We start from the raw sequence: 20,988 nt of genomic DNA on the forward strand, positions 1-20,988 counted from the left end.
CCTTCTGATGAGTTCACCCGTGCGGGTGATCGGGGCACTCGAAGGCCCGAACCTCGGTTGGCGGAATTGGCATTTATATGACTGAGTGTCAGTGAACGGAAATGCATGACGGCACAGCTCGACGGAGAAACAGCGGAGAAGAGTGGAGAGAGGAGCAGGTATGGCCGCACAGCAGCAACGGCCCCGGGCCGGCCGGTCGGCGTTCGTCGCGGCCGCGGTCGTCGCGTCGCTCGCCCTGGCATCGGGAGCCGGACACGCCGTGGGCGCGAGGGCCCTGGGGGCCGCCGAACCCCCGGGACCCGGAACCGCCTCGGCGACACCCGCCCCGACGACGCCCGCCTCGGTGCCCGCGCCCCCCGCCACGGGCCCGGTGACCCTGCCCGCGCCCGCCGACCCGCCGGTCGCGCCGCCGGTCACCCCGCCGGTCGCCCCTCCGGCGGCCCCGCCGACCGGGACGACCGCACCCCCGCAGCCGCGACCCGGGGCTCCCCGCCCGGCCTTCGGCGCCTACCTCGACTACGGCCCCCGGGGCGTGGCCAGGATCGCCCGGCTCAGCGAGTGGCTGGGCGGCACCGAACTCCGCGTCGGCCACACGTACCTGCCGGGCGACCGCTGGAGCAACATCGAGGGCGCGCCCGGCTTCCTCGACGCCTGGGCGGACTGGCGCCGGGAGAAGGCCGACCGGCTCCTGGTCCTCAACGTCCCCATGCTGGAACGCAACGAGGGGCACGTCTCCGACGCCGAGGTCCGCCGACTGCTGGGCGAGGGGGCGTCCGGCGCCTACGACCGGCACTTCCGCGCCCTGGCCGAGCGCCTGGTCGCGCTGAAGGTGCCGGACACCGTCGTCGTGCTCGGCTGGGAGATGAACGGCATCACGTACACCCATCGCTGCGGTCCCGATCCGGAGGCGTGGAAGAAGTACTGGAACAGAATCGTCACGACCATGCGTTCGGTGCCGGGCCAGAAATTCCGGTTCGACTTCACTCCGAACCGCGGCCGGGACGCCATTCCCTGGACGCAGTGCTATCCGGGGGACGACACGGTCGACATCATCGGCATGGACGCCTACGACCAGCCGCAGGGTCTGTCATTCGACGAACAGGTGAAAGAACCGTACGGCCTGCAGGCGCACGTCGATTTCGCGAAGGCCCACGGCAAGGCCATTTCGTATCCCGAATGGGGGCTCTTCCGCAACGGTGACAACGCGACCTACATGAAGCGCATGCTCACCTGGATGGACGAGCACAAGCCGCTCTACAACACCGTCACCGACTACTGCCCGCACGGCGTGTGGCAGTGCGACGACAACCCCAGGGCGTCCGAGATCTACCGCACCGTGCTCTCCGGCCGCACCGATCCGACTCCCGAGCCCACCGCACCGCCGACGAAGACACCCCCGGCGACGCCCAAGCCGCCGGCAACCCCTACCCCCGAACGCCCGGCCAACTGCTCGCCGGTGGAACTGGGCGACTGGGTCGAGTACTGGATCGGCGGCAAGCTCTGCCTCCGCTTCGACTGGTGGTCGCGCAACCGGTGACCCGCGCGGGGGGAGCGCCCGCCGGGCGCTCCCCCCGGTGGCGACGGGTCGTTCAGGACCCCTCGCCACCGCGCTCCCTCCAGCGGTGCACCAGATCCCTGCACCGGCTCCGGACGGCCACGCGGGCGAGAACCACCAGCAGCAGCGGAGCCGTACGCCGCCGGGCCATCAGCAGCCGCCGGTTGACGACCGTCTCCGGCCGCCAGCGGTACTTGTACGACTCGGCGCCCCGCAGCAGGCTCAGCACGCGCCGCTCGCCGTCGACCGCCTCCTGCGCGGAGGCCTGCAGCAGCATCGTCGCCACGTCCGCCTTACGCTCCCGCAGCAGGGGATCCGAGCCGTACAGATAGCCGCCCGACAGCCGCCGCGACAGCAGCGTGAGATCGACCGCCACGACCGCGCCGTCGAGCACGAACTCCGTCACGAGGGCCTCCCCGCAGCGCGCCATCCGGCTCACCGACCGCACCAGGTGGGCGACGAAACGGGGCCGCAGATGCTCCGACGTCACCTTGCGGCCCTGCCACTGCAGCCGGTGCAGCTCCAGCAGCCTGTGCAGCGCCGCCTCCACCCCGTCCGGCGCCACGACGCGGTGCTCGATGCCGAGGGCGGCGAGCTTGCGCAGCTTGGCGCGCGCCCGCTGGGCACGCGAGGCCGGCAGCCGGCCCAGCAACTCCTCCATCGGCAGGGCGGGCAGCTCCATGCAGACCGAGTCCCGCACGCTGCGCCGTGGACCGGCCCACTGCTGGTGGATCCGCTCCACCGCGCCGCCCGGCCGCACCTCCCGGAAGTCGATCAGGGCGGTACGGGCCGCCGCCGCCAGCGCCTCGCCGAGCGCCCGCGCCGCCCGTTCGGCGTGCTCGTCGTCCAGCAGCACGTCCGCGTAGTCGGAGATCGCGCCACCCAGCGGCACCAGGACCGGCAGCGGACGCCGTACGCGCATCAGCGGGGCGACGGCGCGCAGTTCGCCGCCCTCCCGGACCACGAAGAGCCGCAGTCCGTTTGGCGTGCCGTACGAGAGCCACCAGGAGTGCAGCCAGGCGTGACTCTGGAACGGGGTGGCCGCGGAGCAGCGCCGGTGCAGCCGCTCCCAGGCTGCCCCCAGGGCGGCGAACGCGCGCTCGTCGGTGACGAGTTCGGCGACCAGCGGGACGCCGGCGCCCGCACCGCCGCCTGCGGCCTCCGGGGTGGGCGCCGGGGCCGGGACGGTGGGCGGGGCCGGCCCGTCGGTCGCCTCGGCCGTGACCTGGCCCGCCCGTTCGGTGCTCACAGCTGTCCGTGGGCGTCGGCGGCGACGGCCGGCGACGGCACGGACGCGGCCCGCGCGGCGTCGTCGGTGGTCCGCCGGGGCCGCACGAGCAGCGCGAGCCCGGCCAGCAGCCCGCCCGCGGCGGCACCCACCAGGCCCGTCAGGGCGGGGGACGCGGACGAGGCCTCGGCCGGCTTCACCGCACGCGAGAACTGCAGCAGTTCCACGTTCGTGCTGCTCTTGGTGTCGTTGGCGTGCCGGGTCAGGGAGCGCGAGACGGCGTTCGCCATGTCGGCGGCCAGGTCCGGACGCGAGGAGGTGGCCGTCACGGAGACCATCGGGGCGTCCGGCGAGGTCGCGGTCCGCACGCTCTCCTGGAGCGTCCCGACCGGCACCCCCGCCCACACCTGGGCGTCGCCGAGCACCGCGAGCTGCGTGGCCACCCGGCCGTACGCCTGCGCGAAGCCGAGCGCCGCCGCCGGATCCCCCTTCTCGGTCGGGACGACGACGACGTAACTGGTCGCCGTGTACGTCGCCGGCGTCAGTACGCCGTACGTGCCGCCGGCCAGCCCGCCGAGCAGGGCGCCGGCCGCGAGGAGCGCCGAGGGCGGCAGGGCGCGTGCCCGGGTCAGGGCCGAGGGCCGGGCGGCCCGGCGGTGGGGTCCGGTGTGGTGGTCGGTCATCAGGAACTCACTCCCAGAGAGGTGCAGGAGACCGCGGCCGCGTACACGTCCATGAGCTGGGCGGCGCTGCGGGTGATGCAGTAGTGGTGGGCGGCTTCGGGCGCCGTACGAGGCCGGGGGCCCTCGGCGCGGACCTTCTCCAGCGCCCGGGCGAACGACTCGGCGCCGCCCTGCACCCGTCGCGCGCCGAGCGCGGCGCCGGGCGGCAGGTCCTCGATCGCCGGGCAGGACACGTAGAGCACCGGCAGTCCGGCGGCCAGGGCCTCGACCACGGCGAGCCCGAAGGCCTCCTCCGCGCAGGGCGAGGCCAGTGCGTCCATCGCCGCCATCAGCGACGGCAGGTCGGCACCGGGGAGGCCGCCCGTCGGCCGCTCGCCGGTGAGCAGGACCCGGTCCGACACGCCCGCCCGCTGGGCGGCGCGCCGCAGGACGCTCTCCTCGGCGCCGCCGCCGACCAGCAGCAGCCAGTAGTCGTCGGGGAGTTCGGCGAGGGCGCGGACCAGCACGTCGAAACGCTTGGCGGCCGCGAGCCGGCCGACGCCGCCGACGACGTACGCGCCCTCCGGCAGGCCGAGCCGGCGGCGGGTGTGCTCGCGCAGCACCGGGTCGAAGCGGAAGCGGCTCACGTCGACGCCGTTCGGCACGATCTCGATGCGCGGTGCGGGCACACCCCAGCGCCGCAGCCGGTCGGCGACCGTGGGGGAGACGGCGACGGTGGAGCTGCCGAGGCGTTCGCTGGCCAGGTAGAGCGCGCGGACACCCGCGGTGAGCGCGCGGCCCTCCATCTGCGAGTCGCCGAGGGAGTGTTCGGTCGCCACGACGGCCTTCACCCCCGCGAGGCGGGCGGCGACCCGGCCGTACACGCAGGCCCGGTAGAGGTGGGTGTGGACCAGGTCGTAGCCGCCCGTCCGGATGATCTTCACCAGGCGGGGCAGCGCCGACAGGTCGCGGTTGCCGGTCATCCCGAGGTGGAGGACGCGCACCCCGTCGTCGGCGAGGCCGTCGGCCACGCTGCCCGGATTGGTGAGCGTCACCACGTCGCAGTCGACCGGCAGATGCCGCAGCAGCAGGCGCAGTTGCTGCTCGGCGCCGCCGACGCCGAGGCCGGTGATGACGTGCAGGGCCTTCATCAGACCCCCTCGGCGGAGCGGCGGCGCAGGCGGTGGAGCTTGTGCTTGAGCAGCAGGCGCACGGCCGTGTCGTTCTCCCCGACATGGACGCGGGGCAGCGCGAAGAGGCCGGTCAGCGGCCCGGGATCGATCGCGCAGGCGTAGCGGTAGCCGGCCGCTCGTACGGCGTCGACGACCCGCTGGTCCACGGTGCCGTACGGATAGCAGAAGCCGTCGACGGGAGCACCGATCAGATCCGAGAGCAGCGCTCTGCTCCCGGCGACCTCGGCGCGCAGCAGGGCGTCGTCGGCCCGGGTCAGGTCGACGTGGGTGAGTCCGTGCGAACCGATCTCGATGCCCTCCGAGGCGGCGGCGACCCGGATGCCCTGCTTGCCGAGCAGCGGCTTGCGGGGGCCGAGCGGGTCCCACGCGTTCTCGCCGTCCAGTCGCCCGGGCAGTACGAAGAGGGTGGCCCCGCAGCCGTGGCGGCGCAGCAGCGGAAGGGCGTGGTCGACGAAGTCGGCGTAGCCGTCGTCGAAGGTGAGGCCCACCAGGCCCCGGTCCTCGCCCCGGGCACGTGCCGCGATCAGCTCGGCCGTGCTCACGCCCCGCAGACCCCGGCGGCGCAGCAGACCGAGCTGGCGGTCCAGGCGGTCGGGCGAGACGGTGATGCGGTACGGATCGTCGGAGCAGTCGCCCACGGAGTGGTACATCGCCACCCACGGGGGAGTGCCGGCACCTCTGGTGGCACGTCGTGCTCGTGCCGTGTCAACGGAAACGGACATGCGGGAACCTTCGGGTCACGGAACGGAGGGCGGGGGCGACGGCCTGGGCGTTCAGCGCCCAGGCCACCAGGACGAAGACGAGGACGACGGCCGTGCCGCCGACGGCGAGGGCGGGCAGCGGGGAGTCCACACGGCTCGCGCAGAACGCCCCCGCGGCGGCCGCGGCCACCGCCGCCCGCGCCGGCCGGCCGATCTCGGCCACGACCCGGCGGGTGCGGATCGGCACCCCGCGCCGGCCCATGCCGGCGAGCAGGAGCAGGGCGGAGAGGGTGATGCCGAGGGCGTTCGCGGCGGCGATCCCGCACACGCCCCAGGGGCCCACGGCCCAGGCGCCGACACCGCTGGTGGTGACGATCCCCGCCGCCATCGCGCACAGCGGGTACCAGGTGGGCCGGCCCGCCGAGAAGTACGAGCGGACGAGCGCGCCCACGAGGGTGTGGCCGAGCAGGCCCAGGGCGTACACGCGCATCACGGCGGCGGTGGCCGCGGTGTCCCCGGCGCCGAACGCGCCCCGCTGGAACAGCAGCTGGATCATCTGCGGCGCACAGGCGACGACCGCCGCGGCGCCGAGGAGCACGGTGCAGGACACGACGGCCAGATCGCGCTCCACCCGGTCGCGGGCCCGCTCGGTGTCACCGTCCGCGAGGGCCTGCGCCACCACGGGGAAGGTGACGGTGCACAGCATCAGCGAGAGCACCATCGGCATCTGGGCGACCTTCTGGGCGTAGTTCAGATGCGAGATGGCGCCCGCGGGGAGCGACGAGGCGAGGAAACGCTCGACGAGGACCTGCGACTGCCGGAACAGCGCGAAGAGGAGCACCGTGGCGACCAGCGTCAGGTCCATGGCACGCGCCCCGGAACCGTCGTCTCCGGCCGCCCGGGAACCCGCATCGGCCGGCCGCTCCGGGACGCCGTCCACGGACGGGCGCGGGTCCCCGGCCGGGGCGACGTCCGTCGACGGCTGCGGGCCCTCGGCCCGGGCGCCGACCGCCGACGGGTGACGGTCCCCGGCCGGATGAAGGACGTCGGCGGGCCGCCCCGGGGCGCCGTCCACGGGCGGGTGTCCGTGGCGAGCCGTCCGTCCGCGCTCGCCGCGCGCCCGCCCCCGGACCTGCCGCCACAGCGACGGCACCTGCGCGGCCACCATGAGCGCGCCGCCCACCGCGACCCCGGCCGCCGCCGACCGCACGCCCCAGCGCCCGCCCAGGACGAACATCGCGGTGATGATGCCGGCGTTGTACGTGACGTAGATGGCGGCGGGAGCCACGAACCGGCGGTGCGCGCGCAGTGCGGCGCTGCAGTAGCCGGCCAGCCCGAAGCTCAGGACGCAGGTGGCCGTCAGCCGGGTGCAGTCCACCGCGAGGCCCGGGTCGGGCAGCCCCGGCGCCAGCAGCTGGACGACGTAGGGTGCCCCGGCGATCAGCAGGGCCGACGCCGCCACGAAGGCCAGCGTCAGACGCGGCAGCGTGGTGGCGACCAGCGAGCGCACCGGATCGCCGGTGCCTCCCCGCGCCCGGCGCGCCACGGCCCGGCTGAACAGCGGTACGAGGACGAAGGCCAGCCCGTCCTCGATCAGCAGCGTCGCCGCGAACTCCGGCACCGTCCAGGCGACCAGGAAGGCGTCCGTGTCGCTCCCGGCCCCGAAGAGGTGGGCGAGCGCCTGGTCGCGGCCGAGGCCCAGCAGGGCCCCGACGATGGACAGGCCGACGGTGACGAGGGCGGCCCGGGCGAGGAAGCGGCGCGAGGCCGGACCGGACCCCGCGTCCGAGACCTCGGCGTCTCCCGCCGGGGCCGCCGTCGCCGTGCCCGCGCCGGGACCGGCCGCCCGGCCCGACCCGGTGCCGGCGTGCGGGCCCGGGGCCGCGGCCGGGGACGAGCCCGTACGCGCCGGGGGAACGGTCGCCGCGTCGTCGGTCCTGCGAGGCGTCACGGTCATCGCGCCGCGGCCTCCCCGGAACAGCCCACGGTCGCGCCCGGCCGGCCGGGCGGATAGGCGCGCCCGGCAGCGAACCCGCCCGGGCGCGCGGAGGCGGGATCCATGAGGGCCCACCAGGCCACGAGTCCGAAGCAGACGGCGGTCAGCACCGTCGAGGGGCCGCCGATGTCGCCGTACGCGAAGTCCACCAGCTGCCACAGGAGCAGCCCGCACGCGACGAGCGCGCAGTCGAGCCCTGGACCGTTCCCCGCGCCGCCGCGCACCGCGGGGTCCTCCCGCCGGACCCGGACGAGCCCGCGCAGCCCGCAGACCAGCAGCGCCAGCCAGCTTCCCGCCAGCGCCAGCAGCCCCAGGAGCCCCTGCTCGCTCAGCACCAGCAGGTACATGTTGTGCGGGGAGAGCAGCGGCTGCTTGCGGAACGCGGCGCCCGCGCCCTCCGTGTCGCTGCCCGACGACAGCGCCAACGAGGCGTGTCCGTCCCGGTGTTCGGGAAAGCCCTTCAGGCCGACGCCGGTCACCGGGTGCTCCCGCCACATGCCGACCGCCGCGGCCCACATCGTGTACCGGTCGGTCACCGACCGGTCCGGCGCGTCCGTGACCTGCGTGATGCTGTTGATCCGCTCCTGGAGCATGGCCGTACCGACCCCCACGCCGCCCACCAGGACGACGGCCACGGCGGTCACGACCAGGCCCACCTTCACCGCACGCCGCATCCCGGCCAGCGCCAGCTGCGCCCCGACCGCGACGGTCGTCGCGATCCACGCGCCCCGGCTGAAGGACAGCGCGAGCGGCGCGAGCAGGACCAGCGCGCAGGCCGCCGCGACGGCCCGCTGCCGTGCGGGCCCGGTGCCGAGGGCCGTCCCGACCGCGCACACCAGCCCGAACGCCACCACGGTCGCCATTCCCATGACGTCCGCCGCGCCGAACGTGCCCACGGCGCGGATCTCCTCGCCCATGTACGAGGCCCCGGTCCCGGTCGCGTACTGGTGCACCCCGATCGCCCCCTGCCACAGCGCCAGGCCGACGAACGCCCAGGCGAGCAGCCGGAAGTCGCGCCGGTCCCGGAGCAGCAGCACCACCGCTGCGGGGACCAGCACGAAGACCTGCAGACAGCGGCCGAAGCCGGTGAGTCCGGCCCCCGGGGACGCCGCCCCGACCGCCGCGGCCGCGAAGCCGACCACGGGCAGCGCGAGGATCACGGCCGCCGCACGCGTCAGGGGGCGCCGCCGCTGCCGTACGAGACGGATGACGCAGTACGCCACCAGCAGCCCGGAGGCGGCGTCGGCGACGGTCGCGCCGCCCTCCCCGCCGGGAGCGACCGGCAGCGCGAGCATCGCGACCACCGCCACCACCGGCACGACGGGCGTCCACCTGACGGTCACCGGCTCAGCTCCCCGTCGGACGGACGAGCGCGACGGCGGTGCGCAGCAGGATGCACACGTCCTGCCACAGCGACCAGTCGTCGATGTACGCGTTGTCGAAGCGGCAGCGGTCCTCGATGGAGGTGTCACCGCGCAGTCCGTGCACCTGGGCGAGGCCGGTGATCCCGGTCCGCATCCGGTGACGGGTCGCGTAGCCGGGGTACGTCCGGCTGAACTCGGCCACGAAGTAGGGACGTTCGGGGCGCGGCCCGACCAGGCTCATGTCGCCCCAGAACACGTTCCACAGCTGGAGCAGCTCGTCCAGCGAGGTCCGGCGCAGGAAGCGGCAGAACGGGTTCATCTCGTGCTCGTTCGCCACGCTCCACCGGGTCGCCGCCTCGTGCGCGTCGACGGGCCGGTGGGTGCGGAACTTCAGCAGCGTGAAGGGCCGCCCGTCCTTGCCGATGCGCTCCTGCCGGAAGACCACTCCGGGCCCGTCCGCCAGCCGCACCACGACCGCGCACACCAGCAGCACCGGGCTGACCGCGAGCAGCAGCGCCCCCGACACCAGCACGTCGAGCAGCCGCTTGCCGACACCGCCCCGGGGACCGGTCACGCGGATGCGCCGGCAGGCGAACCCGGCCAGCCGCTCCCCGTGCACGTCGTACGACGGGGATTCGGCGTCGACCTCCCAGAGTGCGCAGCCGGACTCGCCCAACGCGCGCAGCAGCGGGCCGTGTTCGGCGCGGCGTCCGACGACCAGGACGGCCTGGACGCCGTTCTGGATGAGCGCCCGCTGCACCTCCTCGCCCGTGGTCAGCACCGGAAGTCCCTCGCCGCCGGACGGCTGCCGGTCCACGATGCCCACCGGACGCACCCCGCAGCGCGGGTGGCGCAGGAAGGCCGCGGCCACCCGCTGGGCGGTCGCCGCGGGACCGATCACCAGAGCCGCCCCGGGACGCCGGACCAGCGTCCTGCGCCGCCGCCAGTGGACCGCGCCGCGGCCCGCGCAGCTCGCCGCCGACTGCAGCAGGCACCCGAGCGCCAGCGTCCGGGCGGACAGCGCGTCGGCGGGTGCGAGCGCCGCCACCAGGGCGCCGAGCACGCACCAGCCCACGGCGATCCGCGCGCAGACGGCGGGCAGTTCGTCCAGGACCGCCGGCACGGCCGCGGGCCGGTAGAGCGAGGCGTGCGCGTTCAGCGCGACCACGGCGGCCAGCAGCAGGCCGACGAGGAGCGGATGACGCTGCGTCCCGGTCAGCACCAGGGACGCGAGGAGCGCCGCACCGGCGTCCACCGCGGGCAGCGGCCACCGTGCGGTGCGCCGTACGGAGGTCCGCCGGCCGGCGGGAAATCTGAAGCCGTCGGCGGCCTCGCGCGGAGGGATGACCGAGACGGGCGAGAATCCGTGCTCCCGTGGCTGTCCGCCGGGGGAGGGAACGGTGCTTTCCGCAGTCACGTGTGGATGGACTCCCTGCACTCGTTGTATGCCCCGCGCGCGGCGAACTCCGCGCGCGAGGCGTGCCCGCCGGAGCCGGCGGCGAACGCCCTGCGGCTCCCGGCGGGGGCCGCGACGAGCAGCTCGCCGTACACGGCCGTGACCGCGCAGGCCGTACGCCGTACGTCGTGCGTGGCCAGTACGTGGCGACGCCCCCGACGGCCGAGCGACTCGCGCAGCGGTGGATCGGACAGCAGACCGCAGAGGGCCTCGGCCAGCGGGCCCGGCGCCTCGGCGGGCACCAGGCACCGGTCGTGCAGCCCCGGCGGAAGACTTTCGCGGGCGCCGTCCACGTCGGTGATCACGACGGGGCGCTCGCAGGCCATGGCCTCCAGCGGGGCCAGCGCCATGCCCTCCCAGCGGGACGGCAGCACCACCAGATCGGCGGCCTGATACCAGGGCACGGCGTCGGCGGCGGCCCCGGCGAACAGCACGGACTCGGGCGCGCGAGCGCGCAGTTCATCGAGGTCCGGTCCGTCCCCGACCAGCACGAGCCGGGCCCCCGGCACCCGCCGGACCACCGAACTCCACGCCGCCAGCAGGACGTCCTGCCCCTTCTGCCGGCACAGCCGTCCCACGCACACCACCAGCGGGCCCGCGCCGCCCGCCTCCGCGAGCAGCGGAATCCGGGCCCGCACGGCGCGCGCGTCCGCCGGCCGGAAGCGCGCCGGGTCGACGCCGTTGGGGATCACGCGCCACGGAGCGGCCACCCCGGACCGGGAGCCGGTCCTCCGTTCCGCCTCGCTGACGCACACGACACGGGAGGCCCAGCGCGCCCCCCACTGCTCCCACCGCAGCGCGAGGGAGGCGGTGGCGCCCCCGACCGCCTCGAACGACCAGGCGTGCGGCTGGAACACCGTCGGCACCCGGCCCCGCAGGGCGAGCCGCACCGCGAGTCCGGCCTTGGCGCTGTGCGCGTGCACCACGTCCGGCCGCGTCTCGTCGACGATCCTGCCGAGCTGCCACAGCTCCGACGCCAGCCGCCGCCCCGGCGAACGCGTCGCCCGCCACCGCCGTACGTCGCTGCCGAGTATGCGAAGCGTGTCCGAGAGGCCGCCGCCCTCCGGGCAGGCGACCGTGACGTGCAGACCGGCGGCGAGCTGCGCCCGCGCCAGGTCCACGACCACGCGGGCGACACCGCCGTCGACGGGCTGGGTGACATGCAGGACCCGCGTCGCTGGGTCGGTCGGTGACAGTGGCATACGCGGTTCCTCGCTCACGGACGGCGCCGGCGGGAGCGCGTCACTGCTTGGCGTCGACAGCGACGAAGAGCGCCCCGGCCCAGGCCGCGTCCCGCTGCGCAACGAGCCGGAAGGCCAACTGGTCACCGCCGCGCCGCAAGGCGGGGCCCAGATCGAAGACGTCGGAGTCGTATCCGAGGGTGTTCGAGAACGCGGGCGCACGCCGCGCCGCAGCAGGTCCGGGCTCGTTGATCGTCGAATTCAGCACGTCGTCGGCGGGGTTGGCGGCGTCGCTCAGCGCCGTCACCCTGCCGTGTCCGGTCGACAGCATGAGCGAGTCGCCGCCGCTGCCGGCATCGCCGTCGTAGGCCACCAGGCCCGCCCGGCCGCCGGCGCCCCGGCCGAGCGGCAGCCCGCGGACCCCGGCCACCTGGTCCGCGCCCGGCCCGAGCGGGGCGAAGCCGTCCCAGATCGCCAGGTGCCGCAGCGGCTCGGCCGCCCGCTCGTACGCCACCATCAGCGTCCAGCCGCCCCAGGCGCCGGCCGCCGAGCGGCCCATCGCCACGTTGACCTGCGCCACCGTGTACAGCCCCGAACCGCTCGCCCGCACCAGCCCGGTGACGTCCGCGGAGGCCTGGAACGCGTCCGCTCCGCGGGCCACCCGGTGCCCGACGACGGTGTCCGCGAGGACCGCCTTGTAGCGGCCGCCGGGCTCGGCGACCAGCACGCGCGCGTTGTCCTTCGGGGGCTTCTGCTCGCCCACCCGGAGGTTGCCGCCCCAGTACAGACGCGCGTACGTGACGCGCGCGCCCCGCGGCAGACGGACCTCGCCCCGGCTGGAGTTGTAGGTGTTCGGGTCGTTGTCGACGTCGATGTAGAACATGTCGAAGTCGTGGTTCGCGGCCGTCCCGCCCGCTCGTGCGGCGGCGCACGAGGGTGCGGAGGGGGCGCGTGCGGGCCCGGGCGTCGTGCGGCAGGTGATGGACGAGTTGGCCGCCCGGACGATCCCGCCGTGCTGCAGCGCGTGATAGCGCTGCGTGAACGGGAGATGCTCCGCCTCCGCGGCGGACGGCGCGGCGGTCGCGGGGCCGCCCGGAGCCCAGAGCGTGCTCAGGGCGAGGCAGCCGACCAAGGCACGGCGCAGCAGACGACTCGGGGAATGGCGCATGATCGGCGTTGCCCTTCCGAGCTGTGAAGGTTCTGAACCGGCGGACGGACGACGGGCGGAGCGCACCGGTGTCGCGTCGGCTCCCCCGTTCCGTCCCGTGGTTCCCGGCGGCCCCAGGAGGAGCGCCACTCTAGCCGTTGTCCGTATTTATCTGGCAAACCGCCGAAGTGTGTCGGAATGGTGAAGCCCGTCACTTGTGACATCACCCCTTTGGAGGCACAACCCGGACGTGCGCCGCGCGTTGACACAACGCCGGGCATCTCCGCCCGCATGTTGTGTCGACCCCCAAGGAGCACCTCTCCATGTCGCGTATCGCGAAGGGCCTGGCCCTGACCTCCGTTGCCGCCGCCGCTGTGGCGGGCACCGCCGGCATCGCCGCCGCCGACAGCGACGCACACGGCGCCGCCGCCAACTCCCCGGGCGTGCTGTCGGGCAACGTCCTGCAGGTTCCGATCCACATCCCGGTCAACGTCTGCGGCAACACCGTCGACGTGATCGGCCTGCTGAACCCCGCGTTCGGCAACGTCTGCGTCAACGACTGACGCGGGTCACGGACCCTTCGGCCGGCCGTTCTCCCCGACGGGAGGACGGCCGGTTCGCGTTGCCCCGAATGGACGGAGGGGGTATGCGCGCGGTGACACCGTGTCTCACCAGGGACGACGTCCGCCTTGGCCGCCCGGGTGGCGGCGCGATCGGTTGCAGGACAAGATCACCGCTCCCACGGTGATCACACAGCTCCTCGCGACCATCGAAAGGGAACCTCCATGCCTGCTCTGCCCGCCCGGCGCCTCGCGTCCTCCGCGCTCTGCGCGATGCTCCTGCTCGGGATCGCCGCCCCCGCCGCCCTCGCGGACGAGGGCGCCCCGCAGCGTGGCCGCGCCCACGGCGCGGCTCCCGACCCCGGCGCGGACGGGCTGCTGTCCGAGGTCACGGCCCTCGCCGGTCTCGGCGGTGTGCTCACCCCGGTCACCGACCTGCTCGGCACCGTGCTCACGGCCGACGGCGGCCGGCTCTCCGACGACGAGATGACCGAGCTCACCGACGCGGCGAAGACCGCGGTCGCCGAGATCGCCGAGGAGACCGCCATGTCACCGACGGCCGACGGGGCCGCCGCCGGGACGGCGACACCGGACGCCGACGACCTGCGGGCCGAGGACGCCGCGGACGTCGAGCCCCTGCTCGCGAAGCTGCAGACCGGCCTGGACGCCCTCTCCCAGGCGATCGACGCGGGTGAGTACGACAAGGTGCAGCCCGCGGCCGCGGACCTGGTGACCGGGCTCGTCGACGTCGTCGTCTCCACGGGCGTCGGCAAGGACACGGCCGCCTCCGGTCAGTCCGGGCTGCCGGGCACCTCGACGTCGACGGACCTGCCGAACGGATCGGCGCCGCCCAGGACCGGCCTGCTGTCCCTGCTGGGCCTGGGTGCCGGTGCCTGACCCGGGCCTGCGGCCCCCGCCGTCGTGCCGACCGAGAGGCCGGCACGACGGCTGTTTTATATGAGAATGAGACACGCCGTTCATTCGGGTGGCTTCCAGGAATGTGCCGGACGCGGGGTTTCCGGTCCCTGAAGGGCTCGTTAACCAGGGTGAAGTGAGAGACCAGGCACAAGCACTGCCTGTGTATTGAATTCCTCCTGGCGACGCGAGTTGCCGAAGAAAGGAACACGATGAAGTCCCTGAAGGCCGCCGCTGTCGTTGCCGGTTCCCTCGTCGCCGCGGGTGCCGCCGCTCCCGCCTTCGCGTACGACGCCGCGCCCACCAGCCTCAACGGAGGCCTGAACGGCGCGGTGGAGACCATCGCCAGCCAGCGCTCGGTGGACCTGAAGGACCTGCAGCCCCTGCAGCACCAGTCGGACGCGCTCGACACCGAGAACAAGGACTCCGCGCTCAGCACGGTGAACGGCGCGACGAAGACCCTGAACACGGTCAGCAGCCCGTCGGATCTCCTGCTCGGCGGACTTCCCCTCAACGGTTAATCGGTTCATTTTATTGCGTGTCCTTACGGAAAGCTCCGCGGGGCCGTTTATAGGCTGCCCGAGCAAACCTCCAAGAAAGGACCGATGATGAACACCGTCAAGAAGGCCGCTCTGCTCGTCGCCGCCGTGGGAATGTCCATGGGGGCCGCCGCGGGCACCGCGTTCGCGGACGCCGAAGCCGAAGGTGCCGCCATCAAGTCCCCGGGCGTCCTCTCCGGCAACGTCATCCAGGTTCCCGTGCACATCCCGGTCAACGTGTGCGGCAACACCATCGACGTCATCGGCGTTCTCAACCCGGCTGCCGGGAACGTCTGCGTCAACAAGTGACGTCGTACGCCGGTGGGTGAGCCGACACACCGACCCGGCGGCGTACCGACGGCGAAGGGCCGGTTCCCCGTGGTGCGGAACCGGCCCTTCGCCCTGTTCGACGACGGTCCCTCGTTCGGGTGGTCGCCACGGCCGCGTCACTCGGGCGAGTGATGAGGCGGCCGGGTCGATTCTCCTGCCTGGATAGGGTCCTGCGGTGACCTCAGCCTCAAGCCACACCCGTCCTTTCCGCGCCGCCGAGCTCGGCACGCTCGTCGTCATGGCCTTCAGCGGCGCGGCCCCCGACGGCGACATGCCCTACCTCCTCGCCTACACCCTGGGCGACGGCGAAGGCGGCCCGGAGGCCTCCACGGCCGCCGTCGAGGAACTCCTGCGCGGCAACGGACTGTGGGAGGACGACCGAATCCTCGACGGCACCCAGCAGCCGGACCTGCCGCTCACCCTCCTCCTCGACGAGGGCGAGGCCGTGGTGGACATGCCGTACCTCAACGCCCGCTGCGCGGTGCCGGCGGAGTGGCTGGCGGCCGTGGGGCAACGCGGATACGCCTACTTCCTGTTCGCCACCCGCCCGTGGCCCGAGGCGGAGCCCGGCAAGCCCGTCGCACCGGAGAGCCTGACCGCGTTCGCGGGGGACGAGGACATCCTGAACAGCGCGGCGCACGTGCTCCTGCCCGTCCGCCGCGCCCACGCCTGATGGCGGCCACTGCCGGGCCGGCGGCGGGCGCCGGGCCGTACACCGGGGCGCGGGCGGTGGGCGGCAGCCGAGCGTTCGCGCTGCTGCTGGTGATCACCGGGGCGGCCGGTCTGCTCGCCGCGTGGGTCATCACGATCGACAAGTTCAAGCTGCTGGAGGACCCGGGCTTCGTGCCGGGCTGCAGCCTCAACCCGGTCGTGTCCTGCGGCAACATCATGAAGAGCGACCAGGCCTCCGCCTTCGGCTTCCCGAACCCCATGATGGGGCTGGTCGCCTACGGCATCGTGATCTGCGTCGGCGTGAGCCTGCTCGCCGGGGCCGTCTTCCCGCGCTGGTACTGGCTCGTGTTCGACGCGGGCACGCTCTTCGGGGTCGGCTTCGTCTCCTGGCTGCAGTTCGAGTCGCTGTACCGGATCAACTCGCTGTGCCTGTGGTGCTGTCTGGCGTGGGTCGCCACGATCCTCATGTTCTGGTACGTGACCTCGTCCAACGTGCGCCACGGTTTCCTGCCCGCACCCCAGTGGCTCAGGGACTTCCTCACCGAGTTCACCTGGGTCCTGCCGGCCGTGCACATCGGCGTCGTCGGGATGCTGATCCTGACCCGATGGTGGGACTTCTGGACGAGCTGATCATCGTATTCGTGTGATGGCCGGATGGCCGTCGGTCCGATTACTGCGTCCGTCGGGGGAATCTTCCGCTGATGCCGTCGTCGGGATCGTTACGCGGTACGGACGCTTTGCCCCGAATCCTGAAAGGGACCGTACCTGAGATGAAGTCCAGCACTCGAGTAACCCTCGCCGCCGTCCTGACCGGTGTGGCGGCCTCGGTCGGCGCCGCGGCGACGCCCGCCGCCGCGGCCCCCGTCGTTCCCGTCCCGGTACCGCTGGGCGGCGCGGAGCGTGCCCTCGGCATGGAGCTGCCCCGGGTCGCCGGAGAGCTGCCGGTGCCCGTGCCGGGCAGCCCGGAGGGGCCGCGGTACGTGACGGGCCGCCTGATGCCCGAACGGACCCTTCCGCAGCTCCCGATCAGTGCCGGACTGCTCGGTGCGGACCTGCAGGCGCCGCTCCCGCAGGCGCTCGGGGACGAGTTCGAGTACCTGACCGTCGACGCCCCCGCGTCCGACCTCAGGACCCTCACCCCGGGGCTGTCGGCGGACACCCCGCTCACCGCCCCCAACCCCGACCACCTCGGCCTGCCCGACCCGAAGGTTCCCCAGGCCGCCGTGCTCACCCCGCTGCTGCAGACGGCGCCGGGGATGAATCTCGGGTTCGGGGAGTAGCCCCACGCGAGGGCAGGGGCCGGGCGCTCGGCCGTCCGGACCCCGGCACCCGCGTCCCACCGGGCGGCCGCCGCCACGGGATCCGACAAGGAGAGAACGATGTCCGTCAGCAGAGTGCCGGTGAAGCCGGCCGGTCCGGTGGAGGTCGGGAACAGAACCCGCCGGAACGCCATGCGCGCCGTGTTCGCCTCGTTCGTCGCGGTGTCCGCGGTCCCGGTGGTCGCGGCGACGCTGCCGGCAGGGGGCGACGAGGTGGTGTCCGACCCGTCCGAGGTGGCGGACACCTTCGGTGAGACCTACCGCGGCCGCCGCATCCACGGTGTCCGGCCCGGGGCGGGCGCCGCCGCCCCCGACAGCGGGCAGTGGCAGGTCACCGTGGACGGGCGGCCGCTGCACCTGATGCGGCGCGCCGACGGCTCGTACCTGAGCATGGTGGACCACTACGAGTCCTACCCCACCCCGCTCGCGGCGGCCCGCGCGGCCGTCGACGCCCTGGGGTCCTCCCAGCGGCTGCGCGACCCGGCCGCCGGGGGGAGGCGCGATGGCGTACACACGTAGGGACGTCAGTTCCCTGACCCGTGCCGAGCGGCGCAGGTTCGTCGCCGCGCTGCTGGAGGTCAAACGCCGCGGCGAGTACGACGAGTTCGTGCGGACGCACATCGAGTACTACGTCTCCGACGGCGACGACGGCCTGCGCGCGGCCCACATGGCGCCGTCCTTCCTGCCCTGGCACCGGAAGTTCCTGCTCGACCTGGAGCGGGCGCTGCGCCGGGTGGACCCCTCGGTGAGCGTGCCCTACTGGGACTGGACCCGCAGCCGCACGCCGTCCGCCTCGCCCTGGACGTCGGACCTGCTCGGCGGCAACGGGCGGCGTTCCGACCACCGGGTCATGACCGGGCCCTTCGCGTACGGACACGGCAAGTGGAAGATCAGGGAGGGGGTGACCGACGTCGAGTACCTCACCCGGGACTTCGGTCGGCCCCACGACCCGATCGCCCTGCCGACCGCGGCCGACCTGGCCCGGGCGCTGGACGACCCGGTCTACGACACCGAGCCCTGGAACTCGACGTCGGCGCGGGGGTTCCGCAACCGGCTGGAAGGGTGGGGACCGGGCCGCGGCAGCGCCGCCTGGCGCAACCACAACCGCGTGCACCGCTGGGTCGGCGGCCACATGCTCGGCGGCGCCTCCGTCAACGATCCCGTCTTCTGGCTGCACCACGCCTTCGTGGACCTGCTCTGGACCCGCTGGCAGCGCCGGCACCCCGGAGCGCGCTATCTGCCCGCCCGCCCACCGGGGCTGGGCAGTTCACAGCACGGGCGGATCGTGGCACGGCACGAGGCGATGCCTCCGTGGAACGTGACGCCCGATCAGATGGAGGACGTGGGCGCGATCTACCGGTACGGCTAGCGCGGGTCCACTCCGGGCCGACGTGCAAGACCCCCGGCGGTACCGCTGCCGGGGGTCGTTTTCACGCATCAGGGCCGGTTCAGCGGCCGTAACCGCCGTCGTGCTTGTCGTGGCTCTTGTTGACGCAGCTGTTGCCGAAGGCCGGGTTCAGCAGGCCGATGACGTCGACGGTGTTGCCGCACAGGTTGATCGGCACGTGGACCGGAACCTGCAGGACGTTGCCGGACAGGACGCCGGGCGAGCCCGCGGCCGCGGCGCCGGCACCGGCGTCCGCGGTGGCCAGGCCGGCCCCGCTGAGCACCACGGCGCCGGTGCCCAGAGCGACGGTGGCTGCCTTCGCGATGCGAGACATCACGTTCTCCTTCTCCTCGGTGAGTACGGCTGCACGATCGCGGCCGCACGCCCCTTCAACGCGCCCGATCACCGGTGGTAACGGCGAGCGGGGGTGCGTCACCCTTGGCGACGGCGGCCGAGTCGGCCCTCGGTCGGGAGCCTTGGACGCTGTCGGGCCGGCTCCACTGCTTCGCCCCGACCGATGAGGGCATGGGTGGCGATCGCAGCTGGTGGTGGGGCGCGGCGGCCGATGAGCCGGGCAAGGGCTGGGTCGAAGTCGCCACCAGCGGCCGGCCGTTCGGCAGCGGTTCGCTGTTCTGGCTGATCGAGGCCGGCGGCGGCAGGGATCTCATGTACGGGGACTGAGCTGCAGGTGGCACACGCGGAGACCTCCGCTTCGACAGGCATCCCACACGGCCACCCGCGAACCCGGGCGACAGCGCGCAGGCCCCGACGCCCTCCCTGATCGTCGAGGAGGCACCCGGGGCTCTGCCGTGCCCAACAGGTGGTGCGTACCGATCTGCAACCACCGTCTTCGCGGCGTCGCTGATGGAGGCAGGGCGATCGGTGGAGTCTCAACGGCCCGGTCGAGCCGACGGGTTGCCATCCATCGGCCAACGGCGGCCACGATGGGGCCCGGTCGGACTTCGCAGCGTGGTCAGCTGTCGCTGTCCGTCGCGCCGATGCGCAGGTCGAGGGTCCAGTTCTGGCCGACAAGATCCTTGCCGTAGCTGTGGTGGTGCTCCTCGTCGGCGAGGGTGAAGCCGAAGCTCCGGTAGATCTTGCGCGCGGCCGTGAGCACGTCGTTGGTCCACAGCGTTACCTGCTCATAGCCCGCTTCACGGGCGAAGGCGAGGCACGTCTCCACCAGGCGCGTCCCGAGGCGAAGGCCCCTGCCCTCGGCGGTGACGAGCAGAATGCGCAGCCTTGCCACTTCCGGCCGGTCGCCCGCGACGAGGAAGATGCAGCCCACGCGTCGGCCGTCGACCTCGGCGATCCAGCCCGCCTCTCGGGCCGGGTCGTGCTTGGTTCCGTAGTCGGCGACGATCCGGGCGACCAGGGCCTCGAAGTCGGTGTTCCAGCCGAACTGCTGGTCGTATGCCTCGCCGTGGGCCATCACCACCCATCCCAGGTCGCCGGGACGGTCGGCGCGGCGTAGGACGACGTGCTTCTGATCTCGCTGATGCATGCGCTGCTCTCCTGGCCCTGCGATCGAACCGCGTCACTGAAACAGTTGTTTCAGTTAGGCTAACTGCATGTCTCAGGAAGCGCCAACCCCCTCCGCCCGGCAGTCCGAACTGCTGGAAGCGGCCTACCGGTACGCCCTCGCCCACGGCCTGGCCGACCTGTCACTGCGCCCGCTCGCCGAGGCCATCGGCTCCAGCCCACGGGTCCTGCTCTTCCTCTTTGAGAGCAAGGACGGCCTGCTGCGGGCGCTCTTGGCGCGCGCCCGCGCCGACGAGCTGGCACTCCTGGACCGGGCCCAGCAGCCCGAAAGCCCCGCCGGACTCGTGCCCGCCGTCGAACGGCTCTGGACATGGCTCGCCGCGACGGAGCATCGGCCGCTGCTGCGACTGTGGGCCGAGGCGTACACCCGCTCCGTCGTCCAGCCCGACGGGGCCTGGGCGGGATTCGCCCGGGCGACCGTGGAGGACTGGCTCGGCGTCCTGGCCGGCTTCCAGCCGCCGGCCGAGCGCGAGAGCGAGGACGGTGCCACCCGTCGGACCCTGGCCCTGGCCGTCCTGCGGGGCGCCCTGCTCGACCTCCTGGCCACCGACGACGACGCGCGGCTCACCGGGGCCGTCAAGCACCAGCTCGCCCTGCTGCACGCCGGCGACACGGGCGGCTGACGCCCGACTCGCCCGATGCCGGGCTCTGTTCCAGGGAGGGACGGGCGGCGTCCTCGCGGGTTCGGTCATCCGCCGGGCATGGTGCAGTGAGCGCACGTGCCGGTGCTGCCGGTCACCTGCGCGCGGTGCGTCGAGGGGCAGCTGCCCGACCTGTAACGGCGTCTGGAGACCGCGGGGGATCCACGCGAGCCGTCCGGTGCGGGTTGAGGCTCCTCGCCGGAGACTTCGACGCGTATGCGACAGGGCCACCCGCGAAACCCGGTGACAGTCGGACAGCGACGGAACCTCCCCATGATCGCCGGGAGGGGGGCCGGAGCTTCGTCATGACGTGTGGAACATGCGCTGAACAGCAAAAAGGCCCTCCCGGAGGGAGGGCTCCCAGTGGCGCCCCCGGCAGGACTCGAACCTGCGGCCAAGCGCTTAGAAGGCGCCTGCTCTATCCACTGAGCTACGGGGGCCGGGTGTGGTGGCCTGTGTCCTGGTGCTGCCCTTGTGGGGGCTGATCCGTGACCTTGCCGGGGACAAGGATAGGGCTCCCGCGTCCTTGTCCTTGGTGCTTCCCCTCCGTGGCTCGATGTGGAGGTTCGGTGAAGCGGTCCTGATAATCGCAGGCAGGTA

The 20,988-nt window shown here is 73.5% G+C and carries 23 protein-coding genes and 1 tRNA gene; 12 read left to right on the forward strand and 12 right to left on the reverse strand.

Annotated features, from left to right (window positions below):
- Positions 1 to 160 precede the first annotated feature (160 nt).
- Positions 161 to 1,537: a glycosyl hydrolase gene (locus ACZ4NT_RS00255; protein WP_121402983.1), complete on the forward strand. Its 1,377-nt coding sequence runs from the start codon at positions 161 to 163 to the stop codon at positions 1,535 to 1,537.
- Between the two features lie 52 nt (positions 1,538 to 1,589).
- Here ACZ4NT_RS00255 and ACZ4NT_RS00260 read toward each other — a convergent pair whose 3' ends face one another.
- The 9 genes from ACZ4NT_RS00260 to ACZ4NT_RS00300 all read right to left on the reverse strand — a co-directional run bounded on the left by ACZ4NT_RS00260 (position 1,590) and on the right by ACZ4NT_RS00300 (position 12,504).
- On the reverse strand, positions 1,590 to 2,681 hold the full coding sequence (locus tag ACZ4NT_RS00260; protein ID WP_467722865.1) for a GNAT family N-acetyltransferase: 1,092 nt from the start codon (positions 2,679 to 2,681) through the stop codon (positions 1,590 to 1,592).
- Between the two features lie 119 nt (positions 2,682 to 2,800).
- Complete coding sequence (locus ACZ4NT_RS00265) at positions 2,801 to 3,466, reverse strand: lipopolysaccharide biosynthesis protein (protein ID WP_121402984.1); 666 nt, start codon at positions 3,464 to 3,466, stop codon at positions 2,801 to 2,803.
- Positions 3,466 to 4,596, reverse strand: coding sequence for a glycosyltransferase (locus tag ACZ4NT_RS00270; protein ID WP_121402985.1), 1,131 nt, complete (start codon positions 4,594 to 4,596; stop codon positions 3,466 to 3,468). Before ACZ4NT_RS00270 ends, ACZ4NT_RS00265 begins: the two co-directional genes overlap by 1 nt.
- Complete coding sequence (locus ACZ4NT_RS00275; protein WP_183116842.1) at positions 4,596 to 5,360, reverse strand: polysaccharide deacetylase family protein; 765 nt, start codon at positions 5,358 to 5,360, stop codon at positions 4,596 to 4,598. Before ACZ4NT_RS00275 ends, ACZ4NT_RS00270 begins: the two co-directional genes overlap by 1 nt.
- Positions 5,344 to 7,296 carry a murein biosynthesis integral membrane protein MurJ gene (murJ, locus tag ACZ4NT_RS00280; RefSeq protein WP_467722407.1) on the reverse strand — a complete coding sequence of 651 codons (1,953 nt, stop codon included), beginning with the start codon at positions 7,294 to 7,296 and terminating at the stop codon, positions 5,344 to 5,346. Before murJ ends, ACZ4NT_RS00275 begins: the two co-directional genes overlap by 17 nt.
- Positions 7,293 to 8,630 (reverse strand): O-antigen ligase family protein, encoded by a 1,338-nt coding sequence (locus ACZ4NT_RS00285; RefSeq protein ID WP_467722866.1) that lies wholly within the window; start codon positions 8,628 to 8,630, stop codon positions 7,293 to 7,295. The genes murJ and ACZ4NT_RS00285 overlap by 4 nt, the downstream gene beginning before the upstream one ends.
- Positions 8,631 to 8,682: 52 nt before the next feature.
- Complete coding sequence (locus ACZ4NT_RS00290; RefSeq protein WP_121402987.1) at positions 8,683 to 10,116, reverse strand: sugar transferase; 1,434 nt, start codon at positions 10,114 to 10,116, stop codon at positions 8,683 to 8,685.
- Complete coding sequence (locus tag ACZ4NT_RS00295) at positions 10,113 to 11,357, reverse strand: glycosyltransferase (protein ID WP_121402988.1); 1,245 nt, start codon at positions 11,355 to 11,357, stop codon at positions 10,113 to 10,115. Before ACZ4NT_RS00295 ends, ACZ4NT_RS00290 begins: the two co-directional genes overlap by 4 nt.
- Positions 11,358 to 11,397: 40 nt before the next feature.
- On the reverse strand, positions 11,398 to 12,504 hold the full coding sequence (locus ACZ4NT_RS00300) for a DUF3344 domain-containing protein (protein WP_467722410.1): 1,107 nt from the start codon (positions 12,502 to 12,504) through the stop codon (positions 11,398 to 11,400).
- A 302-nt stretch (positions 12,505 to 12,806) separates the two neighbouring features.
- Here ACZ4NT_RS00300 and chpG point away from each other — a divergent pair, with 302 nt between their 5' ends.
- From chpG to ACZ4NT_RS00345, 9 genes are all read left to right on the forward strand, one after another.
- Positions 12,807 to 13,046 (forward strand): chaplin ChpG, encoded by a 240-nt coding sequence (chpG, locus tag ACZ4NT_RS00305; protein ID WP_121402990.1) that lies wholly within the window; start codon positions 12,807 to 12,809, stop codon positions 13,044 to 13,046.
- 222 nt (positions 13,047 to 13,268) lie between these two features.
- On the forward strand, positions 13,269 to 13,940 hold the full coding sequence (locus ACZ4NT_RS00310; RefSeq protein ID WP_467722412.1) for a hypothetical protein: 672 nt from the start codon (positions 13,269 to 13,271) through the stop codon (positions 13,938 to 13,940).
- Positions 13,941 to 14,170: 230 nt separating this feature from the next.
- A complete protein-coding gene (locus ACZ4NT_RS00315) occupies positions 14,171 to 14,479 on the forward strand; it encodes a hypothetical protein (RefSeq protein WP_121402992.1) in 309 nt (102 codons plus the stop codon).
- Between the two features lie 87 nt (positions 14,480 to 14,566).
- Positions 14,567 to 14,806, forward strand: a complete 240-nt coding sequence (locus ACZ4NT_RS00320; protein ID WP_121404727.1) for a chaplin — start codon at positions 14,567 to 14,569, stop codon at positions 14,804 to 14,806.
- A gap of 196 nt (positions 14,807 to 15,002) precedes the next feature.
- Complete coding sequence (locus tag ACZ4NT_RS00325) at positions 15,003 to 15,500, forward strand: DUF5949 family protein (protein ID WP_467722414.1); 498 nt, start codon at positions 15,003 to 15,005, stop codon at positions 15,498 to 15,500.
- A complete protein-coding gene (locus tag ACZ4NT_RS00330) occupies positions 15,500 to 16,129 on the forward strand; it encodes a vitamin K epoxide reductase family protein (protein WP_121402994.1) in 630 nt (209 codons plus the stop codon). The genes ACZ4NT_RS00325 and ACZ4NT_RS00330 overlap by 1 nt, the downstream gene beginning before the upstream one ends.
- Before the next feature lie 140 nt (positions 16,130 to 16,269).
- Positions 16,270 to 16,779: a hypothetical protein gene (locus ACZ4NT_RS00335; protein WP_121402995.1), complete on the forward strand. Its 510-nt coding sequence runs from the start codon at positions 16,270 to 16,272 to the stop codon at positions 16,777 to 16,779.
- 99 nt (positions 16,780 to 16,878) lie between these two features.
- Positions 16,879 to 17,337, forward strand: coding sequence for a tyrosinase family oxidase copper chaperone (locus ACZ4NT_RS00340; RefSeq protein WP_121402996.1), 459 nt, complete (start codon positions 16,879 to 16,881; stop codon positions 17,335 to 17,337).
- Positions 17,321 to 18,187: a tyrosinase family protein gene (locus tag ACZ4NT_RS00345; protein ID WP_121402997.1), complete on the forward strand. Its 867-nt coding sequence runs from the start codon at positions 17,321 to 17,323 to the stop codon at positions 18,185 to 18,187. The genes ACZ4NT_RS00340 and ACZ4NT_RS00345 overlap by 17 nt, the downstream gene beginning before the upstream one ends.
- Before the next feature lie 79 nt (positions 18,188 to 18,266).
- Here ACZ4NT_RS00345 and ACZ4NT_RS00350 read toward each other — a convergent pair whose 3' ends face one another.
- Positions 18,267 to 18,539, reverse strand: a complete 273-nt coding sequence (locus ACZ4NT_RS00350) for a chaplin (RefSeq protein WP_121402998.1) — start codon at positions 18,537 to 18,539, stop codon at positions 18,267 to 18,269.
- A 191-nt stretch (positions 18,540 to 18,730) separates the two neighbouring features.
- Between ACZ4NT_RS00350 and ACZ4NT_RS00355 the strand changes: the two genes are divergently transcribed.
- A complete protein-coding gene (locus ACZ4NT_RS00355; protein WP_467722418.1) occupies positions 18,731 to 18,886 on the forward strand; it encodes a hypothetical protein in 156 nt (51 codons plus the stop codon).
- 292 nt (positions 18,887 to 19,178) lie between these two features.
- On the opposite strand, the gene ACZ4NT_RS00360 is transcribed toward ACZ4NT_RS00355, so the two are convergent.
- Positions 19,179 to 19,709: a GNAT family N-acetyltransferase gene (locus ACZ4NT_RS00360; protein ID WP_467722420.1), complete on the reverse strand. Its 531-nt coding sequence runs from the start codon at positions 19,707 to 19,709 to the stop codon at positions 19,179 to 19,181.
- A gap of 67 nt (positions 19,710 to 19,776) precedes the next feature.
- Here ACZ4NT_RS00360 and ACZ4NT_RS00365 point away from each other — a divergent pair, with 67 nt between their 5' ends.
- Entirely contained in the window at positions 19,777 to 20,370 is a 594-nt protein-coding gene (locus tag ACZ4NT_RS00365; RefSeq protein WP_467722422.1) for a TetR family transcriptional regulator, read from the forward strand.
- 382 nt (positions 20,371 to 20,752) lie between these two features.
- On the opposite strand, the gene ACZ4NT_RS00370 is transcribed toward ACZ4NT_RS00365, so the two are convergent.
- A tRNA-Arg gene (locus tag ACZ4NT_RS00370) sits at positions 20,753 to 20,828 on the reverse strand.
- Between the last annotated feature and the right edge of the window lie 160 nt (positions 20,829 to 20,988).

The organism is Streptomyces sp. NPDC026417 (assembly GCF_055567695.1).